The organism is Acidobacteriota bacterium (assembly GCA_016703965.1).
Taxonomy (GTDB): domain Bacteria; phylum Acidobacteriota; class Blastocatellia; order Pyrinomonadales; family Pyrinomonadaceae; genus OLB17.
The window spans coordinates 572,750-596,297 of sequence record JADJBB010000021.1 but is presented as its reverse complement, the minus strand read 5'-3'; the positions used below and the strand labels follow the sequence as shown (position 1 = coordinate 596,297).

The 23,548-nt window shown below is 52.9% G+C and carries 23 protein-coding genes; 15 read left to right on the top strand and 8 right to left on the bottom strand.

What is annotated here, in order from left to right:
* Nucleotides 1–230: 230 nt before the first annotated feature.
* The 11 genes from phoU to lepA all read left to right on the top strand — a co-directional run bounded on the left by phoU (nt 231) and on the right by lepA (nt 12,675).
* Nucleotides 231–962: a phosphate signaling complex protein PhoU gene (gene phoU, locus IPG22_10185; GenBank protein ID MBK6588648.1), complete on the top strand. Its 732-nt coding sequence runs from the start codon at nt 231–233 to the stop codon at nt 960–962.
* A gap of 133 nt (nt 963–1,095) precedes the next feature.
* Complete coding sequence (locus IPG22_10180) at nt 1,096–1,662, top strand: DUF47 domain-containing protein (GenBank protein MBK6588647.1); 567 nt, start codon at nt 1,096–1,098, stop codon at nt 1,660–1,662.
* Between the two features lie 28 nt (nt 1,663–1,690).
* Nucleotides 1,691–2,770 carry an inorganic phosphate transporter gene (locus IPG22_10175; protein ID MBK6588646.1) on the top strand — a complete coding sequence of 360 codons (1,080 nt, stop codon included), beginning with the start codon at nt 1,691–1,693 and terminating at the stop codon, nt 2,768–2,770.
* A gap of 168 nt (nt 2,771–2,938) precedes the next feature.
* A complete protein-coding gene (nadA, locus tag IPG22_10170) occupies nt 2,939–4,063 on the top strand; it encodes a quinolinate synthase NadA (GenBank protein ID MBK6588645.1) in 1,125 nt (374 codons plus the stop codon).
* A 72-nt stretch (nt 4,064–4,135) separates the two neighbouring features.
* On the top strand, nt 4,136–4,519 hold the full coding sequence (locus IPG22_10165; GenBank protein ID MBK6588644.1) for a hypothetical protein: 384 nt from the start codon (nt 4,136–4,138) through the stop codon (nt 4,517–4,519).
* A 100-nt stretch (nt 4,520–4,619) separates the two neighbouring features.
* Nucleotides 4,620–6,221 carry a YbaY family lipoprotein gene (locus IPG22_10160; GenBank protein ID MBK6588643.1) on the top strand — a complete coding sequence of 534 codons (1,602 nt, stop codon included), beginning with the start codon at nt 4,620–4,622 and terminating at the stop codon, nt 6,219–6,221.
* Between the two features lie 175 nt (nt 6,222–6,396).
* Nucleotides 6,397–6,864 (top strand): CBS domain-containing protein, encoded by a 468-nt coding sequence (locus tag IPG22_10155; GenBank protein MBK6588642.1) that lies wholly within the window; start codon nt 6,397–6,399, stop codon nt 6,862–6,864.
* Nucleotides 6,865–6,894: 30 nt separating this feature from the next.
* On the top strand, nt 6,895–7,254 hold the full coding sequence (locus IPG22_10150; GenBank protein ID MBK6588641.1) for an Hsp20/alpha crystallin family protein: 360 nt from the start codon (nt 6,895–6,897) through the stop codon (nt 7,252–7,254).
* Nucleotides 7,255–7,308: 54 nt separating this feature from the next.
* Entirely contained in the window at nt 7,309–9,711 is a 2,403-nt protein-coding gene (gene lon / locus IPG22_10145) for an endopeptidase La (GenBank protein MBK6588640.1), read from the top strand.
* Between the two features lie 212 nt (nt 9,712–9,923).
* Complete coding sequence (locus IPG22_10140; GenBank protein ID MBK6588639.1) at nt 9,924–10,739, top strand: carboxypeptidase regulatory-like domain-containing protein; 816 nt, start codon at nt 9,924–9,926, stop codon at nt 10,737–10,739.
* 133 nt (nt 10,740–10,872) lie between these two features.
* Complete coding sequence (gene lepA / locus IPG22_10135) at nt 10,873–12,675, top strand: elongation factor 4 (protein MBK6588638.1); 1,803 nt, start codon at nt 10,873–10,875, stop codon at nt 12,673–12,675.
* Between the two features lies 1 nt (nt 12,676).
* Here the strand turns inward: lepA and IPG22_10130 are convergent, their stop codons facing one another.
* The 3 genes from IPG22_10130 to IPG22_10120 all read right to left on the bottom strand — a co-directional run bounded on the left by IPG22_10130 (nt 12,677) and on the right by IPG22_10120 (nt 17,124).
* On the bottom strand, nt 12,677–14,140 hold the full coding sequence (locus IPG22_10130) for an enterochelin esterase (protein ID MBK6588637.1): 1,464 nt from the start codon (nt 14,138–14,140) through the stop codon (nt 12,677–12,679).
* A gap of 162 nt (nt 14,141–14,302) precedes the next feature.
* Nucleotides 14,303–15,679 (bottom strand): serine hydrolase, encoded by a 1,377-nt coding sequence (locus IPG22_10125; protein ID MBK6588636.1) that lies wholly within the window; start codon nt 15,677–15,679, stop codon nt 14,303–14,305.
* Between the two features lie 89 nt (nt 15,680–15,768).
* Nucleotides 15,769–17,124 (bottom strand): phosphomannomutase/phosphoglucomutase, encoded by a 1,356-nt coding sequence (locus IPG22_10120; GenBank protein ID MBK6588635.1) that lies wholly within the window; start codon nt 17,122–17,124, stop codon nt 15,769–15,771.
* Between the two features lie 165 nt (nt 17,125–17,289).
* Between IPG22_10120 and IPG22_10115 the strand changes: the two genes are divergently transcribed.
* Nucleotides 17,290–18,282, top strand: a complete 993-nt coding sequence (locus tag IPG22_10115; protein ID MBK6588634.1) for a VWA domain-containing protein — start codon at nt 17,290–17,292, stop codon at nt 18,280–18,282.
* Between the two features lie 14 nt (nt 18,283–18,296).
* Nucleotides 18,297–19,379, top strand: a complete 1,083-nt coding sequence (locus tag IPG22_10110) for a VWA domain-containing protein (GenBank protein MBK6588633.1) — start codon at nt 18,297–18,299, stop codon at nt 19,377–19,379.
* Between the two features lie 78 nt (nt 19,380–19,457).
* Here the strand turns inward: IPG22_10110 and IPG22_10105 are convergent, their stop codons facing one another.
* The 4 genes from IPG22_10105 to IPG22_10090 all read right to left on the bottom strand — a co-directional run bounded on the left by IPG22_10105 (nt 19,458) and on the right by IPG22_10090 (nt 20,733).
* On the bottom strand, nt 19,458–19,835 hold the full coding sequence (locus tag IPG22_10105; GenBank protein MBK6588632.1) for a VOC family protein: 378 nt from the start codon (nt 19,833–19,835) through the stop codon (nt 19,458–19,460).
* Entirely contained in the window at nt 19,832–19,966 is a 135-nt protein-coding gene (locus IPG22_10100) for a type II toxin-antitoxin system RelE/ParE family toxin (protein MBK6588631.1), read from the bottom strand. Before IPG22_10100 ends, IPG22_10105 begins: the two co-directional genes overlap by 4 nt.
* 129 nt (nt 19,967–20,095) lie before the next feature.
* Nucleotides 20,096–20,302, bottom strand: a complete 207-nt coding sequence (locus IPG22_10095) for a hypothetical protein (protein ID MBK6588630.1) — start codon at nt 20,300–20,302, stop codon at nt 20,096–20,098.
* A gap of 56 nt (nt 20,303–20,358) precedes the next feature.
* Nucleotides 20,359–20,733, bottom strand: a complete 375-nt coding sequence (locus IPG22_10090) for a VOC family protein (protein MBK6588629.1) — start codon at nt 20,731–20,733, stop codon at nt 20,359–20,361.
* Between the two features lie 57 nt (nt 20,734–20,790).
* Here IPG22_10090 and IPG22_10085 point away from each other — a divergent pair, with 57 nt between their 5' ends.
* Together IPG22_10085 and proB are read left to right on the top strand one after the other, a co-directional pair.
* The gene (locus IPG22_10085) at nt 20,791–21,978 is read left to right on the top strand and encodes a glutamate-5-semialdehyde dehydrogenase (protein ID MBK6588628.1); all 1,188 of its coding nucleotides are present in this window, start codon (nt 20,791–20,793) and stop codon (nt 21,976–21,978) included.
* 147 nt (nt 21,979–22,125) lie between these two features.
* Complete coding sequence (proB, locus tag IPG22_10080) at nt 22,126–22,890, top strand: glutamate 5-kinase (GenBank protein MBK6588627.1); 765 nt, start codon at nt 22,126–22,128, stop codon at nt 22,888–22,890.
* On the opposite strand, the gene IPG22_10075 is transcribed toward proB, so the two are convergent.
* Complete coding sequence (locus tag IPG22_10075; protein ID MBK6588626.1) at nt 22,880–23,542, bottom strand: LamG domain-containing protein; 663 nt, start codon at nt 23,540–23,542, stop codon at nt 22,880–22,882. The genes proB and IPG22_10075 overlap by 11 nt on opposite strands.
* Between the last annotated feature and the right edge of the window lie 6 nt (nt 23,543–23,548).

Sequence of the window (23,548 nt, the reverse complement as noted above, 5' to 3'; positions counted from 1 at the left end):
CTTGTTTCCACGATTCTAATGCGCGTCTGCTTTCAACACAATGACGCGGTACGAGGCGCAGGTAAGATGAGATACTGGTAACGACAGTTCGCCGCAAAGGATGCGGGCGATATTATCAAAATGTTAATAAGATGTTACAAATACGCTCCAATCTCCCATCCGCTTTTAAAAGTTAAGTATAATGTAACCTTTCCGGCAGCGGCTCTGAACTATAATCGTCTGAGCACTTTATGAGCGAACATACGCATGCGTCATCGTTTGAGCCATACCCGGAATCTTTCGGCGCCTTCGCCGTTGATACGATGAACACCAGCGAAAAAATAGCCCAGCTCGACCTGCTTCGCGATAAGATCCTGCTGCTTGGCGGCAAGACCGAGGAAGCGGTTGATCGGGCCGTACGCTCGCTGACCGAGCGCGATACGGATCTCGCACGCAGCGTTTGTGCAAATGACGAGCTGATCGATCAGATGGAGCTCGAGATCGACCGATTGTGCGTTGATATTCTGGCTTCCCAGCGTCCGACCGAGCATGACCTGCGGCTTGTAGTTTCGGTCGCGAAGATCACGCCGATCCTCGAGCGTATCGCCGATCATGCCTCAAGCATCGCCGAAGCCGCAATAATCCTTAATAACGAACCGCAGATCGACAGTTACGTCGATTTTTCGATGATGGCCGAGATCGCTGCAAGAATGCTAAGCGAGGCCCTCAATGCGTTCACGTCAGAAGATTCGGCCGCATCGCGTGAGATCATTGCTCGAGACCTGACGCTCGATAAATGCTACGGCCGCGTTTTTGATGGTCTGATCCAGACGATGGCAAGAAATTCTGCTGCCGCAAATGGTGCCGCGCGTCTGCTCTTCGTTGCGAAACACATTGAGCGTATCGGCGATTATGTAAAAGATATTTGCGAACTGAATGTATACCTGACCGAGGCGGTATTTATAAAACACAGTTCGCGCTAGTCAAACGCTATAGACATGGGTCTGGCGTTGGAATATATTAGTTTCACATTTCAAAACTTAGTATCGGAGACATCGAATAATGGCTTTTAGCTTTTTACCGAAGGAAGACAAATATTTTGCGCTATTTTCGCAAATGACAGAAAAGATACAGGAAGCTGCGGCTGTCCTGGTCGAACTCATGAGCGGACAATATGAGAATTTCGATGTCCTGTCGAAAAAGATCAAGAATATTGAGCACGAATGTGATGAACTCAATCACAGCATCACGACAAAGCTGAACAAATCGTTCATTACGCCATTCGATCGCGAAGATATCTATACGCTTTCGGTTGCGCTCGATGACGTCTGTGATTACATTGACGCGGCGGCTCGGGCGGTTGTGATGTATGACATTCGCGAGTCAGATCCTTTCGCCGTTGAACTCGCGGTCGTACTGCAGAAACAGGCCCATGAGATCCATGGAGCTGTCTCCTACCTCAAAGTCGCAAAAGGCATGGAGCAGCATTTGCTTGACATCCAGCGTCTCGAAAACGATGCGGACGATGTCTATTTCCGGGCAATGGCGAATCTCTTTAAGAATTCAACCGACGCGATCCGGGTGATCAAATGGAAGGAGATCTACGAAATTCTCGAAAACGGCACCGACCGCTGCGAGAGTGTCGGCAACATCATCGAGAGCATTATTCTCAAGCACAACTAGGCTGTTCGTGATCTAAGACACCAAGACTATGGAACCCGTTACAGCTCTGGTCATATTCATTATCGCCGTCGCATTGATATTCGATTACACGAATGGCATGCACGATGCGGCGAACTCTATAGCTACCGTCGTTTCTACGCGCGTCCTTTCGCCCGGCGTTGCTGTGATGTGGGCGGCGTTCTTCAATTTCATCGCCTTTGCTGTTTTTGGCACCGGCGTTGCAAAAATGATCGGCGGCGGCCTCGTCGACCTCAAACCCATCGCGTCAGACCAGCATTTGCTTGTGCTGCTCGCCGGGTTGGTCGGTGTTATTGCCTGGAACCTTATCACCTGGTATCTCGGCCTGCCGACATCGAGTTCGCACGCGTTGATCGGCGGTTATGCAGGTGCCGCAGTTGCCGCAGCATGGGGATTTGGCGTTATCATTCCGGCAGGTTGGTATCTCACTCTCAGCTTCATCATCGGGGCACCGCTGATCGGTATGACGCTCGGCTTCGTGCTGATGACGTCGGTTTACTGGCTGTTCCGTAAAATGCCGGTTTCGAGGGTCGATAAAGGCTTTCGCGTCGGCCAGCTACTTTCCGCAGCCGCGTATTCGCTCGGCCACGGCGGTAACGATGCTCAGAAGACAATGGGCATCATCACAGCGGTGCTCGTAGCAGGTAACATTCTTCAGCCGGCCATCATTCCTTGTAAAGATCTCGCGGCTACCGCACCTTGTACCGGGCTTCCTGATATCCCGCTTTGGGTCGTGCTCGCAGCACACGGAGCGATCGGCCTCGGCACACTGACCGGCGGCTGGCGTATCGTCAAGACCATGGGATCGAAGATCGCAAAGCTCCAACCCGTCGGCGGATTCTGCGCTGAGACGGCAGGCGCGGTCACACTCGCCTTTGCAACCCATTTCGGTATTCCTGTCTCGACCACGCACACGATCACCGGAGCCATCGTCGGCGTCGGCTCAGCCAAACGCTTCTCCGCCGTAAAATGGGGCGTCGCGGGCCGCATCGTTTGGGCCTGGGTTCTCACCATTCCGATGGCGGGTATCATCGCAGCGATATCTTATGGGATAATTCATTTGATCGATAAAGCTGTAACGGGCCGCTAACTGTCAGAACCGCCTGCGTGAGCGGGCGGCAGGCTGTCTGGCTTCATCCAACATTTGTTTACCAATAGCGCTTTTCGACTCTGGGTTCGTTCCATCCGCTTGCGCAGAGGGTTCTGACCCGACCACCGCCGCTTGCACAACCTCTGTTAAAAGCGCAATCATTCGAGTATGTCAGCCGTTCTCGAACAAACCCGTGTCATCGAAGATTACCTGGTCATGCCCGACGCTGAGGTCGCTGAGCGGATCGAAGAAGCACGCCGCGAACTCGGGCCGCGTGTCGTCATTCTCGGCCACCATTATCAGCGCGACGATGTGATAAAACACGCTGATCTGACGGGTGATTCGTACCAGCTGTCAGTGATGGCTTCGCAGACCGAGGCGGAATATATCGTCTTTTGCGGCGTCCATTTCATGGCGGAGTCTGCCGATATTCTCGGCAAAGACCACCAGCGTGTCATCCTGCCCGACCTCGGAGCCGGATGCTCGATGGCAGATATGGCCTCGATCGATCAGGTCGAGGATGCGTGGGAACAGCTTCGCGAGATCGGCGTGCTTAAAAACAAGGTCGCGCCGATCACCTACATGAATTCGACCGCACAGATCAAGGCCTTCTGCGGCCGCAACGAAGGCGTCGTTTGCACATCGTCGAATGCGATACCGCTCTTCGATATCTATCTGAAGGAATTCGACAAAATGTTCTTCTTTCCCGATCAGCATCTGGGTAGGAACACCGGTTCGAAATTCGGCATTCTGCTCGACAAAATGGTGCTGTGGAATCCGCACGAGGAACTCGGCGGCAATACCGAAGAGCAACTTCACGAGGCGAAACTCATCCTCTGGCGTGGCCATTGCTCAGTCCACGGCCGATTCAAAGCCTGGCACGTCGACAAGATCCGCGAAGACCATCCCGGAATGCAGGTCATCGTTCATCCCGAATGCCCTAAAGAGGTGGTCGATCTCGCCGATCTTGATGGCTCGACCTCATTCATCATCAAAACGGTCGAAAACTCGCCCGTCGGTTCAAAATGGGCGATCGGCACTGAGGTAAATCTCGTCAACCGCCTGCAGGCACGCTTCCCCGACAAGGAGATCCGCCTGCTCGCCCACGACCTCTGCATGTGCGCGACCATGTACCGCATCGCCCCGCAAAACCTCGCCTGGGCAATGGAAAATCTGGTCGACGGCAATGTCGTCAATGAGATCGTCGTCGATGACAAAACCAAGCATTTTGCAAATGTGGCGTTGAAGCGAATGATCGATTTTACCGAGACCGGTCAGAACCGGGAGCGATAACGACTGGGTTTTTCGCCCGTGGTTAACTCAACATTCATGTGTCTTGTCATACTAGTTAAGATCCCACCCAGATTGGTATCAGATGTATCAGAATTTACCGAGAAGGGCACTACTTCAACGCTAGCCCTCAATCTCCATGGCACTACTGGGTTTTTTAATTCTGGTGACTTGGTTTTCAGCATCTGCGAGCTCGGTGAGGGCTGCGCGTGCAGCATGCTTTCCGATGATGCGGATTGGAACCATCCGTTTTGGGACTTTCGACCAGAGGTTCTGAAGGACCTCGCCTCTCTTCTAACGCGAATTGGCGAGAGTGTAATCGAAGAATTGTCGGTCGAAGCGTTGTGGGCGGGTGACGAGTCGCGTGAATCGATCTATCTCTCGCTTCCGCAGCTCGAGCAGTTAGTTCTAAAAAACCAAATCGGCACCAAAACACAATATCGAGTCTTGGCTAGCTAAAACGATAGAGGCGATTTTTACCAACGCCGCACGGCCGCATTTCATCCCACACTTAACTCTCCCAAATTGCACTATTTTGCTTTCGCTCTCCGGAGGATCTATGAAAAAACGTATTTCAATATTTTTATTTTTACTATTAACTACTGCAGGTGCAGCATTTGGACAAACGTCCTGGCTCGACCGTCCATTGAATAACTGGAACAACGGCAACGGAACCGTGCCGAATGCTCCGCGTACGCTTGTTGCGATCAGTGCGCAGTGTCAGAGCCAGATCCGTCAGCCGGACAGCATTGCTGATCGCGCTGTGACGCGGGCCGGTTGGTCGCTTTTCGGCGCAGCTCAGACGTTCGGACAGGTAGCGGTTGTTAACGCCATGTCGGGAACTGACGGCATGTGCCGGCCTTCGCTGTACAACACATTTGTTTTTGTTAACGGACGCTACGCAGGTTCACTTTCGCCGACCACGATGGAATCGCGGTCGGACGGTTCACTTTCGCAGGCGAGCCTTACGGGCGTCGACAGCATTACAGCGGAATTTGCGCGCTACCGTTCGAGTGACGCGCTATGCTGCCCGTCGCAGAAAAGCATCGTGACATACTCGATCACAGCCGGAGCCCGGACGCTCGTTAGGGCAAACGACGTCAGCACCGTCCAGACCTGCGATACGGACAATGGCGGTGTTTCGACGCAGGATAATGTTGTTTCAGGGACGGTCACATATCGCCAGCGGATCGCTCTTCCGGCGACAGCGGTACTCACCGTCAAGCTCGTTGACGTTTCGCGAGCAGATGCTTCGGCAATAACGATCGTCGAACAACGCGTTGATACCGCAGGCAAACAGGTGCCGTTCTCGTTCGACATGGCCTACGACCGCACAAGGATCGTCGAGCGAAACCGCTATGCCGTTCAGGCCGAGATCCGCGACGCCGGCCGTCTGATCTACATTACAGATACGAGTTATCCGGTGATCACGCAAGGCAATCCGAAAAATGTCGAGATCGTCCTCGTCCCGGTCGGCGGAGGCGGACAAGGAGGCGGCGTTCGCAATAATACGATCCGCGGCACTGTCACCTATCTGCAAAGGATCACGCTTCCTACAAATTCGGACGTTAAGGTTTGGCTTGTTGATACCGCAAACCCGACCGGCGCGGCAGTTGCGGAAACCACGTTTGCGACCGCAAATAAACAGGTTCCGTTCCAGTTCGAACTCCGATATGAACAGCGTGACCTGGATCGCCAAAAGAATTACGAGCTGCGGGCCGAGATCCGTTCGAACGGTGTGGTTCGGTTCCGCACTGCGAATGGCACGCCGGTCAACCTTCGCAGCAATCAGAATATCGACACGATCGAGCTGATCCTGGCCGCAGGAGCCGACGAGGCTGCCGTCATCACGGGTAAGAGTATTTCGCTGTCGAAATTTGGCGCGGGTTCGCTGAAGATCGGTACGGGACCGTCCCAGTTCATTCTCCGAGGCGCTGTTACCGTCGCCACTGACGGTACGGCGACAGTGACCGTGGGTTCAACCGTATTTACCGGAAAGCTGACCTTTTTCGACCAAAGTCGACTTCGCATCACGGTGACCAATTCGGGCGATGCAGACGCGAGCGGAGAGATCGAGGTCTCGTACACCGACCGCCGGTTGAATTCGATATCGGGCGTCAATCTGATGCTTGATGGACAGGAAGTGGCTTTGAGATTCTAATCTTGGTCTGATCGACAAGCGGTATATAAGCCCGCGCATGAGCAAGGGCGGATCATTCAACGTGGATGTTTCGCCATTACTCACGCGCGGGCTTCCGCACAGGAAACGCGGCTCATTTTTGTGGGGCTTGCTTTATTCCTACGCCGGTAACAAAATATTAGAAAGAGGTACAAATATGAGCGAAGCTGACAAGACGGGAATTTCACGCAGGCGGTGCCGCGAGATAATGACAAAAAACGTACGAACGGCCTCGCCTGAGATGAGCGTTAGAGATGTTGCCGCGTTGATGCGTGAGGGCGATATGGGAGCTGTTCCGATCGTCGATGCGGGCAAGCTGATCGGTATCGTCACCGACCGCGACATCGTCGTCCGTGTGGTAGCCGAAGGGAAAGATACAGCGACACCGGTCTCTGAAGGGATGACAACCAAGCTGTTTACAGTTACACCCGACGAGTACGTTTTCGAAGCCATCCGTCTGATGGGCGACAAACAGGTCCGCCGCGTTCCTGTTATTAATGAAAGTGGAGATCTCGCCGGAATTATTGCAATGGCCGACGTCGCCCTCGAAACCGAAGACGAACGCGAGATCGCAGAAACGCTGGAAGAGATCTCGAGCGGCAGTGCTTTCTGGAGTAAGAACTAACACTAACGACCGACTACCGACAACTGTCCCATGGCCAAATCAACCAACCGTTTATTTCAATTCACCGGAACGTCAAAGGATGTCCGTTCCGGACAGCTTTGGTATCCGGCGGCTGATGTTTACCAGACGCTGGACGGCTGGGTTGTGAAGGTCGAGCTTGCCGGGGTTTCGGCGGAAGATATCCAGATCGATATTCAAGGCAACGTTCTATACGTCGCAGGCTGTCGAAAGGACAAGTCGTGCGCGACCGGCGTTTCTTACCAACAAATGGAGATCGCCTATAGCAGTTTTGAAAAGACACTGCGGTTTCCGGCGACGATCGACGGAGCGTCTGTGATGCACGAGTTTGAGAATGGTCTGTTGATAATCAGCCTGCGCAAGGCTCAATAGGAAAATATGGCTGACGAAATTATTCAGGAGCAGAAACCGGAAGCAGCATCTCAGATGCAGATAGCCGTACTTCCGCTGCAAAATACGACGCTGTTTCCGGAGACGATCGTTCCTCTAGCGGTCGGTCGTGAACGATCGACACGGGCGGTTGAATCAGCGCTTGCGACCGAAGAAAAGCTTATTGCCTGCATTACGACCAAGACCGAGAACGTGACGGGTGACGATGCCGGATACGACGATCTGTACAAAGTCGGAACGCTTGTGAACATCAAGCGAATGATGCGAAACGAAGGCATCATGCAGCTTATCGTTCAGGGGATCAGTCGTTTCGAGGTGTTGGAATGGACGGGCGAACAGCCTTTCCTAAAGGCAAAAATACAGGTTCTTCCTGAGCTTCGCCGCGTGGATGCGGAGGAGATCGAGGCTCTGAAACGCAATATTCACGGCATGATCCAGGAGGCCCTGGCTCTGCTGCCGCAGGTTCCGCCCGAGGTCCGAATGGCGATCATGACGCAGGAAGATCCGGTTCAGCTTGCCTATTTTCTAGCCTCAGTTCTCGATCTTGGTACTGAGACCGAGCAGAAAATGCTTGAGTCGAGCACCGTTGACGGCCTGCTGACGCTGACCCACGCCGCTCTCGCCCGCGAGGTCGAGATCATGCAGATCCGCTCGAAGATCGCGACCGAGGCGCAGCACGAAATGGACAAATCGCAGCGTGATTACGTCCTGCGCCAGCAGATGAAGGCGATCCAGAAGGAGCTCGGCGACGAAGATTCCGGCGAGGCCGCCGAGGCGTCGCAAGTTCGCGAACGTTTAGAAAAAGCCGATCTTCCCGACGAGGTACGCAAAGAAGCGACACGCGAGTTGAAACGCATGGAGCAGCTTCCTCAGTCGGCACCTGACTATCACGTCATTCGCACATATCTCGATTACATTCTCGAACTGCCGTGGCGAAAGGCGAGCGAGGAAAAACTCGACCTGAATGAAGCCCGCAAGATCCTCGACGAAGACCACTACGGCCTCGAGGACATCAAGGAACGCATTCTGGAATCGCTCGCGGTCGTCAAACTGCGGCCCGATTCGAAAAGCCCGATCATTCTATTTGTCGGACCTCCGGGAGTTGGTAAAACATCTCTCGGCCGCTCGATCGCACGGGCTTTGGGGCGTGAATTCGATAGATTAAGCCTCGGCGGAATGCGCGACGAGGCAGAATTGAGAGGCCATCGCCGCACCTATATCGGTGCGATGCCGGGCCGAATCCTGCAATCGCTGCGGCGGGTCGGCGTGAACAATCCGGTGATGATGCTCGACGAGATCGACAAGCTGGGCAACGATTTCCGCGGCGATCCGGCGTCTGCTCTGCTTGAGATACTCGATCCGGCGCAGAACAACACGTTTCGCGATAATTATCTCGACCTGCCGTTCGACCTCTCAAAGGTCTTTTTTATCGCGACCGCAAATCAGCTGCAGCCGATCCCGATGCCGCTTCGCGACCGAATGGAGATCATCCAGCTCGCCGGTTACAGCGACCGCGAGAAGCTGAACATCGCCAAACAATACCTCGTCCCCCGTCAGATCAAGGAAAACGGCCTGACCGACGAGCAATTGGTCATCACGGACGATGCTCTGAACCTTCTGACATCGCGTTACACTCGCGAGGCCGGCGTTCGGCAGCTTGAGCGAACGGTCGGCAATCTTGCCCGAAAGGTCGCCCTCAAAGTTGCCCAAGGCCTGACAGAACAGGTCACGATCACCGCCGAGGAGATCAAAGGCTATCTCGGGCCGCCGCGTGTTTATCCTGAGGAAGCCAGAAAAGAACTTCCGCCGGGAGTTGCGACCGGAATGGCATGGACGGAAATGGGAGGCGAGGTTCTGTTTATCGAGGCTACGTTGTTGCCCGGCGGCAGCGGTTTGACGCTTACCGGCCAGCTTGGCGATGTGATGAAGGAATCGGCGCAGGCCGCCCGCAGCTACCTGTGGTCACACGCTGCAGAATTCGGCATCGATCCCGATCTGATCAAGCAGAACGGCATTCACATACACGTTCCTGCCGGCTCGATCCCAAAGGACGGGCCGAGTGCCGGTGTGACGATGGCGACCGCTATGGCTTCGCTCTACACGGGCCGCAAGGTCCGCTCCGATACATCGATGACCGGTGAGATAACGCTTTCCGGCCTTGTTTTTCCGGTTGGCGGCATAAAAGAAAAGGTGCTCGCCGCGCACCGAGCAGGCATACGGCGTATCATTCTGCCATCGCGAAATGAGGCTGATACTGAGGAAATTCCGGAAGATGTGCGGAAGGAGCTGGAGATCATTCCGGCCGCGTGGATCAGCGAAGTTCTGAATGCTGCTCTGGAGACTCCGAAATCCGGCCAAGGTGAAAGTCCATTTATCGTCGGCAGTGCCGAGCCGAGCGTAGACGGCCAGAGCGAGCGGTTGATCGTCAAGGAAAATTAACGCGGCGGAACCCGGACCCGTGAAAATATTGACAAACGGAGGCCTGGCTAACATAATTACAGGAGGTTCGCCCCATCTGATTTACCCGGCTTCTGTATTTTTGCCTCTGGTTTATCAACTTAGAAAAATCCATCGCAAAAAATTATTTGGCTGCGAGTAGGTTATTAGGACTGACATTGCGGCTTCCCCATGTGGAAGGATCGAAGACAATCATGAACTTTTTTGGAAAATTCTTTACTGTTAACCGGCTTGCATTGCTTGCTATAGCCGCTTTCGCGATATCGGCGACGGTTGTGATGCGGCCTGAGGCAACAAAGGCGAGTGACGACAGTCCGCTCGGCGGACGCACCTTGACGGTTGTATCAACGTCAGGCCAGGCAGGAACTCCGGTTACGGTTTCGATCGAATTGGATTCTCAGGGCGATGAGGTTGCATCCAGCTTTTCGCTTAATTTCGATCCGGCGATCCTCAGCAATCCGGTAGTTGCACTCGGCTCGGGAGTTCCGGCGGGATCCAACCTTTCGGTCAACTTGAATCAAGCGGCTACTGGCAGGATCGGCATCCTCGTCGATTCGACAAACCCGTTCCTGGTTTCGCCGCCAAACCGACAAGTTATTACCGTAACCTTCAACATCGCCGCAAACGCTCCGACCGGTGCAACCGCTATCACGTTTGTCACGACTCCGACGCCGTTAAGCATATCCAGTGCCCTCGGAGCACTCTTGCCGGCCGTATATCAGGTCGGCACCGTAACGGTCACGCCACCGGCTGTTTCATTCGTGACCATCGGCGGGAAGGTTACGACGCCGGCGGGCCAGAATCTGAGGAACGTGACGGTAAACCTAATTGATTCGAACAACGTTAGAAGAGTCGCGACGACGAGTTCGTTCGGCATCTATAGTTTTGCAAACGTAGCGACCGGTCAGAGCTACACTCTTACGGTCACCTCGAAGCGGTACCGATTCTCGCCGCGAATAGAAACGATCACAGCGAGCGTTTCGAATCTTGATTTTGTCGGACTTGAATAAGTAAAGGCTTGTTGAGCTCATTCTTTTTTCTAATAGCGGCCCTCCGGGCCGCTTTTCTCATCTCAGTCGACTTAAATGCGAAACTTCCGGCATTCTGATAATCTTATTGGTTGGTTCCCGGTACTAGTTCTTTATGGATCTCAACCTGATTAGAAATTTCTCGATCATCGCCCACATCGATCACGGCAAATCGACGCTCGCCGACCGGCTATTGCAGATAACCGGTGCAGTTGCGGAGCGCGATATGGAGGCACAGCTGCTCGACGACATGGATCTCGAGCGCGAACGCGGTATTACGATCAAATCCCACGCTGTTCGTCTCGATTACAAGGCAAAGGACGGCAAAGACTACGTTCTGAATCTGATCGACACGCCGGGCCACGTGGATTTCACCTATGAAGTTTCGCGTTCCCTCTCGGCCTGCGAAGGCGCTCTGCTTATCGTTGATGCATCTCAGGGCGTCGAGGCACAGACGCTCGCGAACACTTACCTTGCTCTCGAAAACGACCTCGAGCTCGTTCCCGTACTAAATAAGATCGACCTGCCGTCTGCTGAACCTGACCGCATAAAGGAACAGATCGAGAACATCATCGGCCTCGATGCGAGCGAAGCTGTTTTGACCTCAGCCAAATCCGGCCTCGGTGTCGAAGACGTGCTCGAAGCGATCGTGGCGAAAATACCGCCGCCAAAAGGCGACCGGAATGCGCCGCTGAAGGCTCTTATTTTCGACAGCTGGTACGACTCATATCGCGGCGTCATCGTGCTGTTTCGCGTCATCGACGGGACGATCAAGAAGGGAATGAAGATCAGATTCTTCAACACCGGCCGTGAGTATCTGGTTGAAACCATTGGCGTTAATCGCCCTCGTCCAACGCCCATCGGCGAACTCGGACCCGGCGAAGTTGGATTTATTACCGCTTCTATCAAGACCGTCGCGGACGTTCAGATCGGCGACACGATCACGGATTCCGCTCGTCCGGTGACCGAAGCTCTGCCTGGATTTAAGGAAGTGAAGCCCATGGTCTTCGCGGGGCTTTATCCGATCGACTCGGCACAGTACGAAGACCTTCGGGACGCGATGGACAAGCTGCGGCTGAACGATTCGTCGTTCTTTTACGAGCCGGAAAGCTCCACCGCACTCGGCTTCGGCTTCCGCTGCGGGTTCCTCGGGCTTCTCCACATGGAGATCATTCAGGAACGGCTGGAGCGCGAATTCAACCTCGAACTCATCACAACCGCACCCGGCGTGCGTTATCGCGTGACTACTACCGACGGCGAGGTGGCGGAGATCGACAGCCCTTCGAAAATGCCTGATACCGGCCGCATCACAAAGATCGAGGAACCTTACATCGAGGCCACGATCCTCACCAACGATGCTTTTCTGGGCGGCATTCTTCCGCTGCTCGATGAGAAACGCGGCGTGCAGAAAAAATTTGAGTACATCACCACCGATCGCGTGATGCTCATTTACGATCTGCCGCTCAATGAGATCGTGCTTGATTTTTACGACCGGCTTAAGAGCGTTTCGAAGGGTTACGCGTCACTTGATTATCATGTCTCGGGTTATCGTGAAAGTAAACTCGTCAAGCTCGACGTCCTAGTTTCAGGCGAGCCCGTTGACGCGCTCTCCATAATTCTTCACACGGACACAGCCACCGCAAAAGGCCGTCTGCTGACCGCCAAGATGAAGGAACTCATCCCGCGTCAGATGTTCGAAGTCGCTATCCAGGCGGCCATCGGCAACAAGGTCATCGCCCGCGAAACCGTCAAGGCCATGGGCAAAAACGTCATTGCCAAATGCTACGGCGGCGACATCTCACGCAAACGCAAACTACTAGAAAAACAAAAAGAAGGCAAAAAGCGAATGAAAAAAGTCGGCCGCGTGGAGATACCGCAGGAAGCTTTCCTGGCCGTATTGAAGGTGAACGAAAGTTGATCTACTTTGCCTGCGATTTCGCTTTGTAGTTTGGTCGAGCGACCTTATACATCTCCCATTGTATCTTTTCCATCAGGCCATCGTTGTACATGTCGAAGTGCGTTTTGCCTTCGAGATAGACGATGCTTGCATCGCTTCCGAGCTTCTTAAGTTCAGCCTCTAGCAGGCGTACCGATTCGTCGAGATGAAACGTGTCGGCCGATCCAACCCAAATGTGCAGCTTGCCCTTCAGTTTTGGCCCGAGAGCTTTCCAGTTTTCACGAAGCATTTTTGAGATATCGTACTTTTCCCAGGCTTTGACGATAACGGGATCGATAGCACCGGTATCAAAATCGTAGAGCTTCATCGGTTGGCCATCGTCACCTTTTGGTGAGAAAACCGCGTTGAACGACCCCATCTGTCCGCCGTAGTATCCAAGCACGCGTTCCTGCTGTGCGTACTGGCGAAGTGTCGCGAGATCCTTTCCCTTGTCTCGAACAAGGCCATATTCTTTGCCGTTGGCGTCCGAATAGACGTTCTTGTTCGCATAAAGATCGGGACCGGTAAAGTTGCGAAAATCGACGGGATCCGGCGATGTTGACCAAGTACCGCCAAAGAATTCGGGGTTGTTTACCATTGTCCAGAGCGTCGTCCAGCCACCGGACGAATGTCCTGTAAGAAAGCGGCCACTCGCTTTTGCGTCCATACGGAACTGCTTTTCGAGATAGGGAATGAACTCCCTGACGAGCGCGGTTCCCCACGGACCGTTGTTCGCCGAATCTGCAAAGACGCTGTGGCCGAGCGGCACTTGTGCCTCGAGAAAAACGCTTATCATTTCAGGACGTTTTCCTTCTAGGATTTCCTTTTCACGCTGCGGTGCCCCACGGAGCGGGTTCAGATGAGTGCCGCCGTAACCGCTCACGTTGTAGATCACCGGATATTTTTGCGTTGTTTTGTCGTAGCCCGGCGGCAGTATCACCGATGCCTTCATCTTGATCGGCCGCCCCCAAAATGCAGACAGCATAGGGCTCTCAAACTCGACAAGACGCGCATTCGCCGGCACATCGATCTTTCGTTGGGGTACCGCTTTGTAGAGCTTTAATTCTGCTGTCAAAAACGGAGCTGTCGCTTTCACTACCTCGCTGTAAACATCGCCCGAGCCGGGCCCGTTGTAGGTATAGGAGTAGTCGCGATCAAGCAACGCAAAGATCTGATAGTTTCCGGCCGGTGCGGCAGAAAAAGCTGTAGGAAACGATAGTGAATCCGGATCGATCTCGATAGATCTACCCGTGGCGAGACCGGAAACCTCGGTGCCTGAGATCCACACAGCCTGCGGATCCATTGGATCGGAGCCAAACCCGTCGGTCGGTTTGCCGTCATCCTTTCGCATAAAGATCAGAAGCCGGCCCGATAGCGGTTCGGTGACGCCGTCGATCTTCTCAGCAACATTGATCTTCAAACGGATAGGCGCCGCCGCTGCATGCATGGCCGTAAACGCCGAAACAACCGACAATACCAGGCTGAAGAGAACTATTCGATAACGTTGATTTTTCATGTCTGGTCAATCTCCCTCACTTTTGAACTAACGGTGATACGGCATGAAAAGTTCTATTCGAATCGCCGCCCGGACCACGCATTTAAGGATCGGTCATTCCTGTTTCTTAGCTCGTGTAGTTCGTCCCGCCTGATTATATTCAAGGCCGGTAACCTTACCCTCTGCATTCTTGACGAACGTGATCGTCGCATCAACGACCTTCAGAAAGAAAGTTGTCTCGCTCTCTGCAAACATTTCTACCGCTCGCGGTTGTCCAGGCGGGAGAAAGGTTAACCCATTTCCGCCCTTGCCGATAACAAATGATAGTCCTGGGGCTACAGTGTAGGTACCAACGTAAATATCTTCCGCTGCGGGATTGAGCGAGATCTCCTTACGTTCTTTGGGTAGCTCGTATTTCTCTCCATAGAGGATCGCGAGCAGGTCGTTGCCAATGACATTTGCCATTCCCGCTGTGTTGTTGAGCAGGACAATTACAACCGAATTATCAGCCGGAATGCGAGTAATATAGGTGTTAAACCCATCGATGCCGCCGGTATGCGATTGCATTGAGCGGCGGTTCCAAGGGCCCATTCCCCAGCCGTAACCGTAGTTTCGTTTTTCGGGCGTGAAAATTATGTCGAGCGACTTTTTCGACAGCAATTTTTCAGAATTCAGAGCCTCGCTCCAACGCAGCATGTCGGCGGTCGTGGAATACAATGCTCCGGCGGAAAACGGAGCCTTCATGTTGATCACATCCGCAACGACATTGTCACTGCCCTTTTTCGAATAGCCGACCGCGAAGTTCTTGCCAGCCTGTTTCCCGTCGTCGTAACCGCTGTCGGGCATTTTTAGCGGCTCGAAAATATTGGCTTTGAGAAACTCTGAATACCTTTTGCCAGAAGCTTTCTCGATAATCAAACCGAGCATCAAATAGCCGGTGTTCGAGTATTCAAAATCGCTGCCGGGAGCAAATTTCAGGGGCAAAGATCGCACTAGATCGAGAACCTGAACAGTCGAGAGATCTTCACTCTTCTTAGTCCGCCATTCGGGAAGAGCGGTGAAATTAGGTACTCCTGCGGTGTGCGTCAGCAGTTGGTGGATCGTTATCGCCTTCCACGCCTCGGGGCAATTGTCGAGATATTTGCAGGCGTTATCCTGAACACTGAGTTTTCCTTTCTCCTGCAACAACATGACGGCCGCCGCCGTGAACTGCTTTGTCAGGGATCCGAGACGATATCTCAGGGCCGGAGCGTTCTGTGTTTTTGTTTCGGCATTTGCGAAGCCGAACCCCTTGCTCACCAGAACCTTGCCGCCGCGAGCAACTAGGACCGAGCCGCCAATTTTTTTCACGTTCCAGTACGCGTTAAGATACTCATCAACTTTCGCATCAATGCCGGGAGCCGCCCCCGTTTGGGCCAAACTCGTGAGGCTGAGCGATGCAAACAGGAGAAAGAGCGTTATTAGATTTCCGATAGGCTTTGTCGATTTCATTAGGAATCCTCGATTGTTGATCTTATGGCGCAGTTATTTCTCACCGTGTTGGGTAAGGCGTAGCGAAGGCGAAAAAGGTATCACTTTTTTTAAGATGCCTTGATAAAATCCGCGACTTTTGTCTCGACTACATTTCGTATTTCTTTAAGCTCCTCGTCGGTGTCGGCTTCAAACCGCAAAACGAGGATCGCTTGAGTGTTCGAAGGCCTCACCAAACCCCAGCCATGCTCGAACTGAATCCTAGCTCCGTCGATAGTAATTACATTGTGCTCACGGGCGAAGTAATCGGCTATGCGGTCTACGACATCGAATTTTATGTCGTCGGGGCAAGGCATTCGCAGTTCGGGAGTGGCGTAGGTTTTTGGAAGGCCGGCAAAGAAGTGTGAGAAAGGCTCATCGGTGTTCGAGAGCATTTCGATTAGCCTAGCTCCGGCATACGTCGCATCGTCGAAACCGTAGAATCTGTCAGCAAAGAAGATATGGCCGCTCATTTCTCCGGCTAACAGAGCACCGGTCTCTTTCATCTTGGCTTTGATGATCGAGTGGCCGGCTTTCCACATCAGAGGTTTGCCGCCGTGTTTTTCGATATCGTCGAAGAGCGTTTGGGTGCATTTTACTTCGGAGATGATAGTTGCCCCCGGGTTCTCGGCGAGGACGGAACGCGAGATCGGTATCATCAGTTCGTCGCCCCAGATGATCCGGCCGGTTTCGTCAACGACGCCTATTCGGTCTCCATCGCCGTCGAAGGCAATGCCAATATCTGCCTTATTTTCCCGAACAACGGCGACCAGATCGTGGAGATTTTCTTCGACAGTAGGATCTGCGTGGTGATTTGGGAAGGTTGAATCGGGTTCGGCGTATAGTTCGACAACCTCGACTCCAAGAGATTTATAAACCGGAACGGCCGTAACGCCGCCCATTCCATTTCCGGCATCGACAACGACTTTCAGCCTGCGGTTTCCGAGATTAACTCGCGATGCGATATCTCGGCAATATTCGTCGAGAACCTCGATTGTCTCGACCGCACCGTTTCCCGTCTCGAATTGACCGGCGAGCGCAATATCTCTGATCTCACGTATCTGTGACCCAAAAAGGGATGCCGTTTCGAGACTTACCTTAAATCCGTTATGATCGGCCGGGTTGTGCGAGCCCGTGATCATAACGCCGCCGTCAACGTTTTGTGTAAATGTTGTGTGGTATAAAACCGGCGTCGGAACCATTCCGATCTGCACAACATCGCAGCCCGAGGCATTCAAGCCACGCGTCAGTATCTGGCAATATCTGGGTGAGCTTTCGCGTGCGTCAAAGCCGATCGCTATGCGTTTCGCTCCGTTGTTTCGCAGGAAAGTGCCGATCGCGCGGGCGAGAGTTGCGACGATTTCGTCGGTAAGTTGTTGGCCGACGATGCCGCGGATATCGTATTCCCTAAAAATGTTTGGATCCATATAGTCTCGGGCAAAGACAATTCTTACGTATCGACGCCTGCCTGGCAACGCGGGAGGCAAGAAAATCGAGTGTGCCGCGACCCGATTTTTGCTATACTTTCGCTTTTACGGCGGGGCAACAGCCGCCGCTCGAACCGCATCGAATTTATGCGTCAAATAGTAATTATGAGAAGATCGCCGCTTTTTCTTTCATTCCAGATCCTGGGCCTGTGCGTCGTTTTTGCAACGGCCATTTCGGCCCAAACCGTGAAACCCGCTCCGACCGCAACTCCGCCGGGCGATGATACAGGTTCAACCAAGGTTTTTGAAGTTCGGCTTCCGGTCACGGTCACAGATAAGAAAAATCTCGTTAGTGGTCTGACGAAAAATGACTTTCTGATCTTCGAAGATGGCGTGCAGCAAGAGGTGACCTTTTTCTCGGACGAGAAAACAAATCCGCCTGTTTACGTTGGCGTTCTAATGGATACTTCACCGTCTGCTGCGGGCAAGATCAATTTTTCTAAAGAAGCGGCCAAAAATTTCATTTTCACCGTGACAAGGCTGCGAAAGGATAAAGCCGCGTTCATGACCTTCGACCACGAAGTGACGCTACAGCAAGATTTTACTGACAAACTTGATCTGCTCGACCGTGCCGTCGATAAAGTGAAGAAACCCGGATCGCAGACCGCGATGTACGACGCGGTCTGGCAGTTTACTGACGAAAAGCTGAGAAACGTTCCGGGTCGCCGCGTCATCGTTATCATCACCGATGGAGACGATACGTTCAGCCGAGCTGAGCTAAAAGATGCGATCGATATCGCCCAGCGAACCGAGACAACCATTTTCGGCATCTCTACAAAAGCCGGTTTCCTGGGAACAGTTCCCGGCGTTGAGGCTGGAACGGTCAAGGATAAGGGTGACAAATTGTTGACGCAGCTCTGCGAAGACACGGGCGGTGAAGCGTTCTTCACCGGCGACATGATCGAGTTGGAGCGGGCATTTACCAGAATTTCCCAGGAATTGCGATCGCAGTATCTCGTGACATACAAGCCAGCCAATCAGAATTACGATGGCCGTGAACGTAAGATCGAGGTGAAACTTGCGGATAAGGAAAAGGCCGGCAAATACAAGATACGCACGAAATCGAGCTATCGGCAGATCAAAGATACGTTGAAGTAGGAGTTTTGCAACAGATGATTTCGAGAAACAGGATCCTGGCCGCGCTGACAGCAGTTTTTTCGCTGGTTTGGCTGATCGGGTTTGCTGAGGCCGACGCCCAGCAAGCTCCGCCTAATCCTCAGACGAAGTCGGCAACACCAACGCCGACCGCAACGCCTCCGCCGGTCGACGATCCCGAAGTGATCAAGATCGACAGCGACGTCGTAAACATTCTGTTTACCGCTCAGGATAAGAACCGCCGTCTGCTAACGACCCTCGGCCAGGGCGATGTCAAACTGCTCGAAAACGGCGAGCCGCAAGAGATCGTTGCCTTTTCACGGCAGGTCGATCTGCCGCTGAGCCTCGCGATCCTGATCGATGTTAGTGCTTCGCAGGAGCGAACGCTGCCGGAGGAGAAACTGGCGGCTATTTCTTTCCTTGAAACTGTAATTCGCCCCGCAAAAGACGAGGTCTGCGTCGTATCCTTTACGGGCGAAGCCACGCTCGAACAGGGAATGACAAACAATATGCAGCGGCTTCGCCGAGCGGTGAGCGCCGTGCGTTTCAATCCGCCCTCAGGCTATATTGGCGGCGGCGTTATCGCTGGAACACCACCGATCTCAGGCGATAATCAGGCCGTGCAGGGCTCGACCGCGATCTGGGATGCGATCTGGGTCACGTCGGACGAAATCCTTGGACCCGCGCCGGAACGCACACGCCGGGCGATCATCCTGCTTAGCGATGGCGTCAATACATTCGGCAAAAAGAAGCTGGATGACGCCGTTCAGGCGGCTCTTAGATCAGAGGCGGTCATCTACTCGATCGGTATCGGCGATAACTTCTACAGCGGCGTGGATAAAGGCTCACTAAACAAGATCTCGGAACGAACCGGCGGACGCGCATATTACCCAAGGGACGAAGGCGAATTGCGGGATGCATTCAAACAGATCCAGGACGAGATGCGGTCTCAATATTTGATTGCCTACGAACCAACGAATCAGAATCGTGACGGATCGTACCGAAAGATCGAGATCCAGGTGACGAACCCGAAACTAAAGGACGAAAAGGTAAAAGTAACGCATCGGCAAGGCTATTTTGCCAAGACGCAGAAAAAATAACGAACTACAAACTTAAGAATTGGATCACACTACCTTAGGGTCGCTGAGGAATTGTTATCCTTTTTTCTCCATCTCCGATCAACCGTGTTCCGGCCAATTCAGCCACCACTGGTTGCCAAATTGATCAACGAAGCCGGCCGAACGCCCATATCCGCGCTCACCCGGTTCTTGGTTGCCCATCGCACCATTTTCAACGGCCTTAGAGTAGAGTTCATCAACTTTTTCCGTCACCAAATACATCGGAGCCGGAAACGGCGGCCAGGCCTCGCTCGCCTGCCCGAGCAGGATCGTCCCGCCATTTAGGCTAAACTCGGCATGCATAAGCGATTCATCCGGATGCCGCACGATCAGCTTCTCCTCGGCATCGAAAACCGCTTTGATAAACTCGATAAACTCGTCCGCTTTCTCAACAACGAGATACGGCATTATGGGTTGGTAATAGTCGGGAACGCTCATAGCTCTAAACCTCTATAGATCTCGCGGCGATGACCGATCCTCAACAAGAAGATGTTCTCAGCATCTATGGAGAAGATCATTCGATAATCACGTATTACTACCACCCGGAAAACCCCGGTTAATCCAGTCATTCGCTTTACGTTTAAAGAAGGTCAAAGATATTTACTGCGAGTTTGGTTGCGGTTTGAAAAGCTTCTTCCTGAACATCCCCAGATAAACGTCGGATGTCCCGCCCGAACCTGTTTGTCCTCTGAATTTTTCTATTGGACGAAATCGGCAAAGCTCGTCACCTCGGTGAAATCCTTATCTTTCTGCTCAGTTCGGGCCTCCTGCAAACCTTCCAAAAATTCAGCGTTGTAGAGTTCGTTGGGCGAGACGATCCTGCCGAGAAAAGTCTGTAAGGTTTGATAAGCCTTTGTCACTTCGCGTAATTCATCTTCAGATATTTCCAGAGTGATGCTTTTCATAATGTCCAAATTATGCCACAAATATTAAGCGAAATATACAATATTTCTGTTTCGTTTTAGGACGTCGCAACCGACGTGATCCACCAAGTATTCCCGAACGGATCTTTAACGCCGCAGCTTCGGCCGTAGTCCTGGTCGTCTGGCGGCATGATGATCTCTGATCCGTTTGCAACGGCTTTGGCATATGTTTCGTCCGCGTTCTCGACATAGACGAACATGTTTGCCGTCTGCGGCGTCCATTGATCTCGGCTGTTTGAGAACATGACCGTACAGCCGCCGATCTGAGCCTCGCAATGGCCGACGATGTCGTCTCGCATACTTTCGTGCGTGATGTCGGCGTCAAAAACCGTCTTGATAAACTCGATGAAGCCCGTGGCGTCCTCCATCATTAAATACGGCATTACCGCCTGATGTCCTTTTGGTATTTCCATAGTTTTAACCGCCTCCTAGAACTCTCGTAATAATATAGTAGAATTTCTATTTCGACGATGAACAATAATTCAAGGAATAGCATTTTAGAGAGCCTCGCGAGGCTTTTATTCGAAAACAAGGCCGACATTGTCGCCGCCAACAAGCTCGACGTCGAAGCCTGTCCACCCGACAATGAGGTGATCCTCGACCGTCTTAAGGTCAGCGAAGAGAAGGTGGATACGATGATCGCGTCAGTAAAAAGCGTGATGAATTCACCTGACGTTGTTGGGCAGGTGATCTCGTCATATGTTCGCGAGGACGGCCTGCGGATAGAGAATCGCCGCGTTCCTTTCGGCACTATCCTGATCATCTACGAAGCACGTCCCGACGTCTCGATCGAGGCTGCGATCATCGCCCTCAAAGCCGGAAACAAGATCCTGCTCAAAGGCGGCAAGGAAGCTAGAAACACCAATCTGTTTCTCGCGAAACTCTGGCAACTAGCTCTCAAAGAAAATGATGCGGACCTGGAAATGGTTCAGTATCTCGACCTCTCCCGAGAAGAAACGCGGAGCCTGATCCGCGGGGAATTCGAAAAATTCGACCTCGTTATTCCTCGCGGCGGCGAGGCGTTGATAGATTTTGTTCTGCGAAATTCGACAGCTCCGGTGATCGTCAGCGGACGGGGGAACAACTTTCTGTACATCGACAGCGAAGCCGATTTTGACATGGCGATCAAGATAGCCGTCAACGGCAAGCAGCGTCTGAGCGTTTGCAATGCTCTGGATAAGATATTAGTAAATGCGGATCTGCCCGATCTCGATGCCAAAACACTGCAGCTGATCGCTGCCTTGCGTGAGCAGAATATCGAGATCATCGGCGACGAAGAGCTAGTCGAAATAGATCCGACGGTGACGCCGATCCCAGATGAGGACATTTGGTACGACGAGTTTTTGTCCGCAAAGATCGTCATCGGCGTCGTCGCCTCAACGGAGGAAGCGATCGAGACGATCAATGAATACTCCGGCGGGCATTCGGCCGCGATCGTCACGGCAAATAGCGAGACGGCCGATCGATTTCTGAACGAGGTCGATTGCGCAGCGGTATATCATAACGCCTCGACCCGGTTCACCGACGGAGGCCAACTCGGGCTCGGAGCTGAGATCGCGATCTCGACTCAAAAGCTCCATTTCCGCGGCCCGCTCGGAGCAGAGCATTTGCTGACGAATAAATGGTTCGTGTACGGCAACGGGCAGCTAAGGAACTAAATGGCCGGAACGCAGGCGCCCTCGCCTGCAAGCGTCCTGCTTTGAGGACGCTGACGAACGCGGTAATGTTGCACGTTGAAGAAACCGACGCTACATCACGCCGGAGGAACCGGCGTTGCAGGCGAGGGCGCCTGCGTTCCGGCCTTTATGAAGAAAAAGTTAGTCCTAAAAATAGGAACATCAACGCTCACGAGCGGTACAAAACTGATCTCTCGCGGTAAGATCGAGGACATCGGCCGGCAGATATTGGAATTGCGCGACGAGTACGACATCGTGCTCGTCTCATCCGGTGCGATCGCTGCGGCGAAGCAGTACATCAATATCAAAGACAGCGGAAAACCGGTGGAATCGAAACAAGCTATGGCCGCGATCGGCCAGCCGCTTTTGATGCGGATATACAACGAGGTCTTTAGTGATTTTGGCATTCCAACCGCCCAATGCTTGATGACGTATCGTGATTTTGAGAATGAAACTTCGCGGCAAAACACTCTTAATACGATCACCGAACTACTCAAATACAACTACCTACCGATCATCAACGAAAACGACACCACCTCGGTCGAAGAGATCCTGCTCGGCGATAACGACAAACTCTCAGCCCTCGTCGCGACGCTAATTCACGCCGATCTACTCGTGCTCGCGAGCGACATCGACGGAGTTTTTGACAAGAACCCTCACCTTCACACAGATGCGAAACTTATCGCTGAAATAAATGATATTGACGAAGCCCGCAGCCTCGTCGAAGAACGCGATTCCGGCCTCGGAACCGGCGGGATGAATTCTAAGCTTGAAGCAGCGATGATCTGCCAGCACGCAAATACCGAGACATGGATCGTAAACGGCGGCGTTCCCAACTTTATGGTCAACGCCCTCGCGGGCAAGATCCCGTACACAAAATTTACTACTTCATGAACTGGGCGGGGGCAAGCGGCCGATTGGTAAATCGAGCCTTGAGAACAGCTCCCTTGAACCAATAGACCTTGTTCTGGCGAACGCCGATCGATGTAATGCCTTTGCCAAACGTTTTGAAATTGATCTTGCCTGCAAGCTCCAGCTTTCCGTCCACATAATGCCGCATTTCCGTGCCATCATAAACAAGAGCGATATGATACCAACGACCAGCCTGATGTTTAAAATTCTCGGCAAATAACGGCATTCGGTTATCGCCGGATTTTAGAAAGGTATCTAGAAACCATTCGTTTCCGTTCAGCCTGGTTTCAAGCATCGCACGGCTCTCAACGTTTTCCGTGTCCTCAACGTGCAGCCACCGCTGCTCTTTTTCACCACCAGCGTCAGGCCGAAAGACGGCTTCGATAGTAAATCTGTAGGCACCGGCGAGCGGATTGTTCGAGATAAATAGCCCATCCCGCATACCGTTAAAAACAACAGCTTTGCCGCGGTCGGTTTTGACGACTTTGGGGGCTCCCATTACTTCGACGTCGTGGCCGCCTATCTTTTTGATGTTATCGACTTTCCAGATGACGGAACGCCGGGTAATTTCACCAATCTGGGCATAACCCGCCAAAGCGGAAACGAGAATGAGTAGAATGGAAAAGAGCCGCATCGAAAG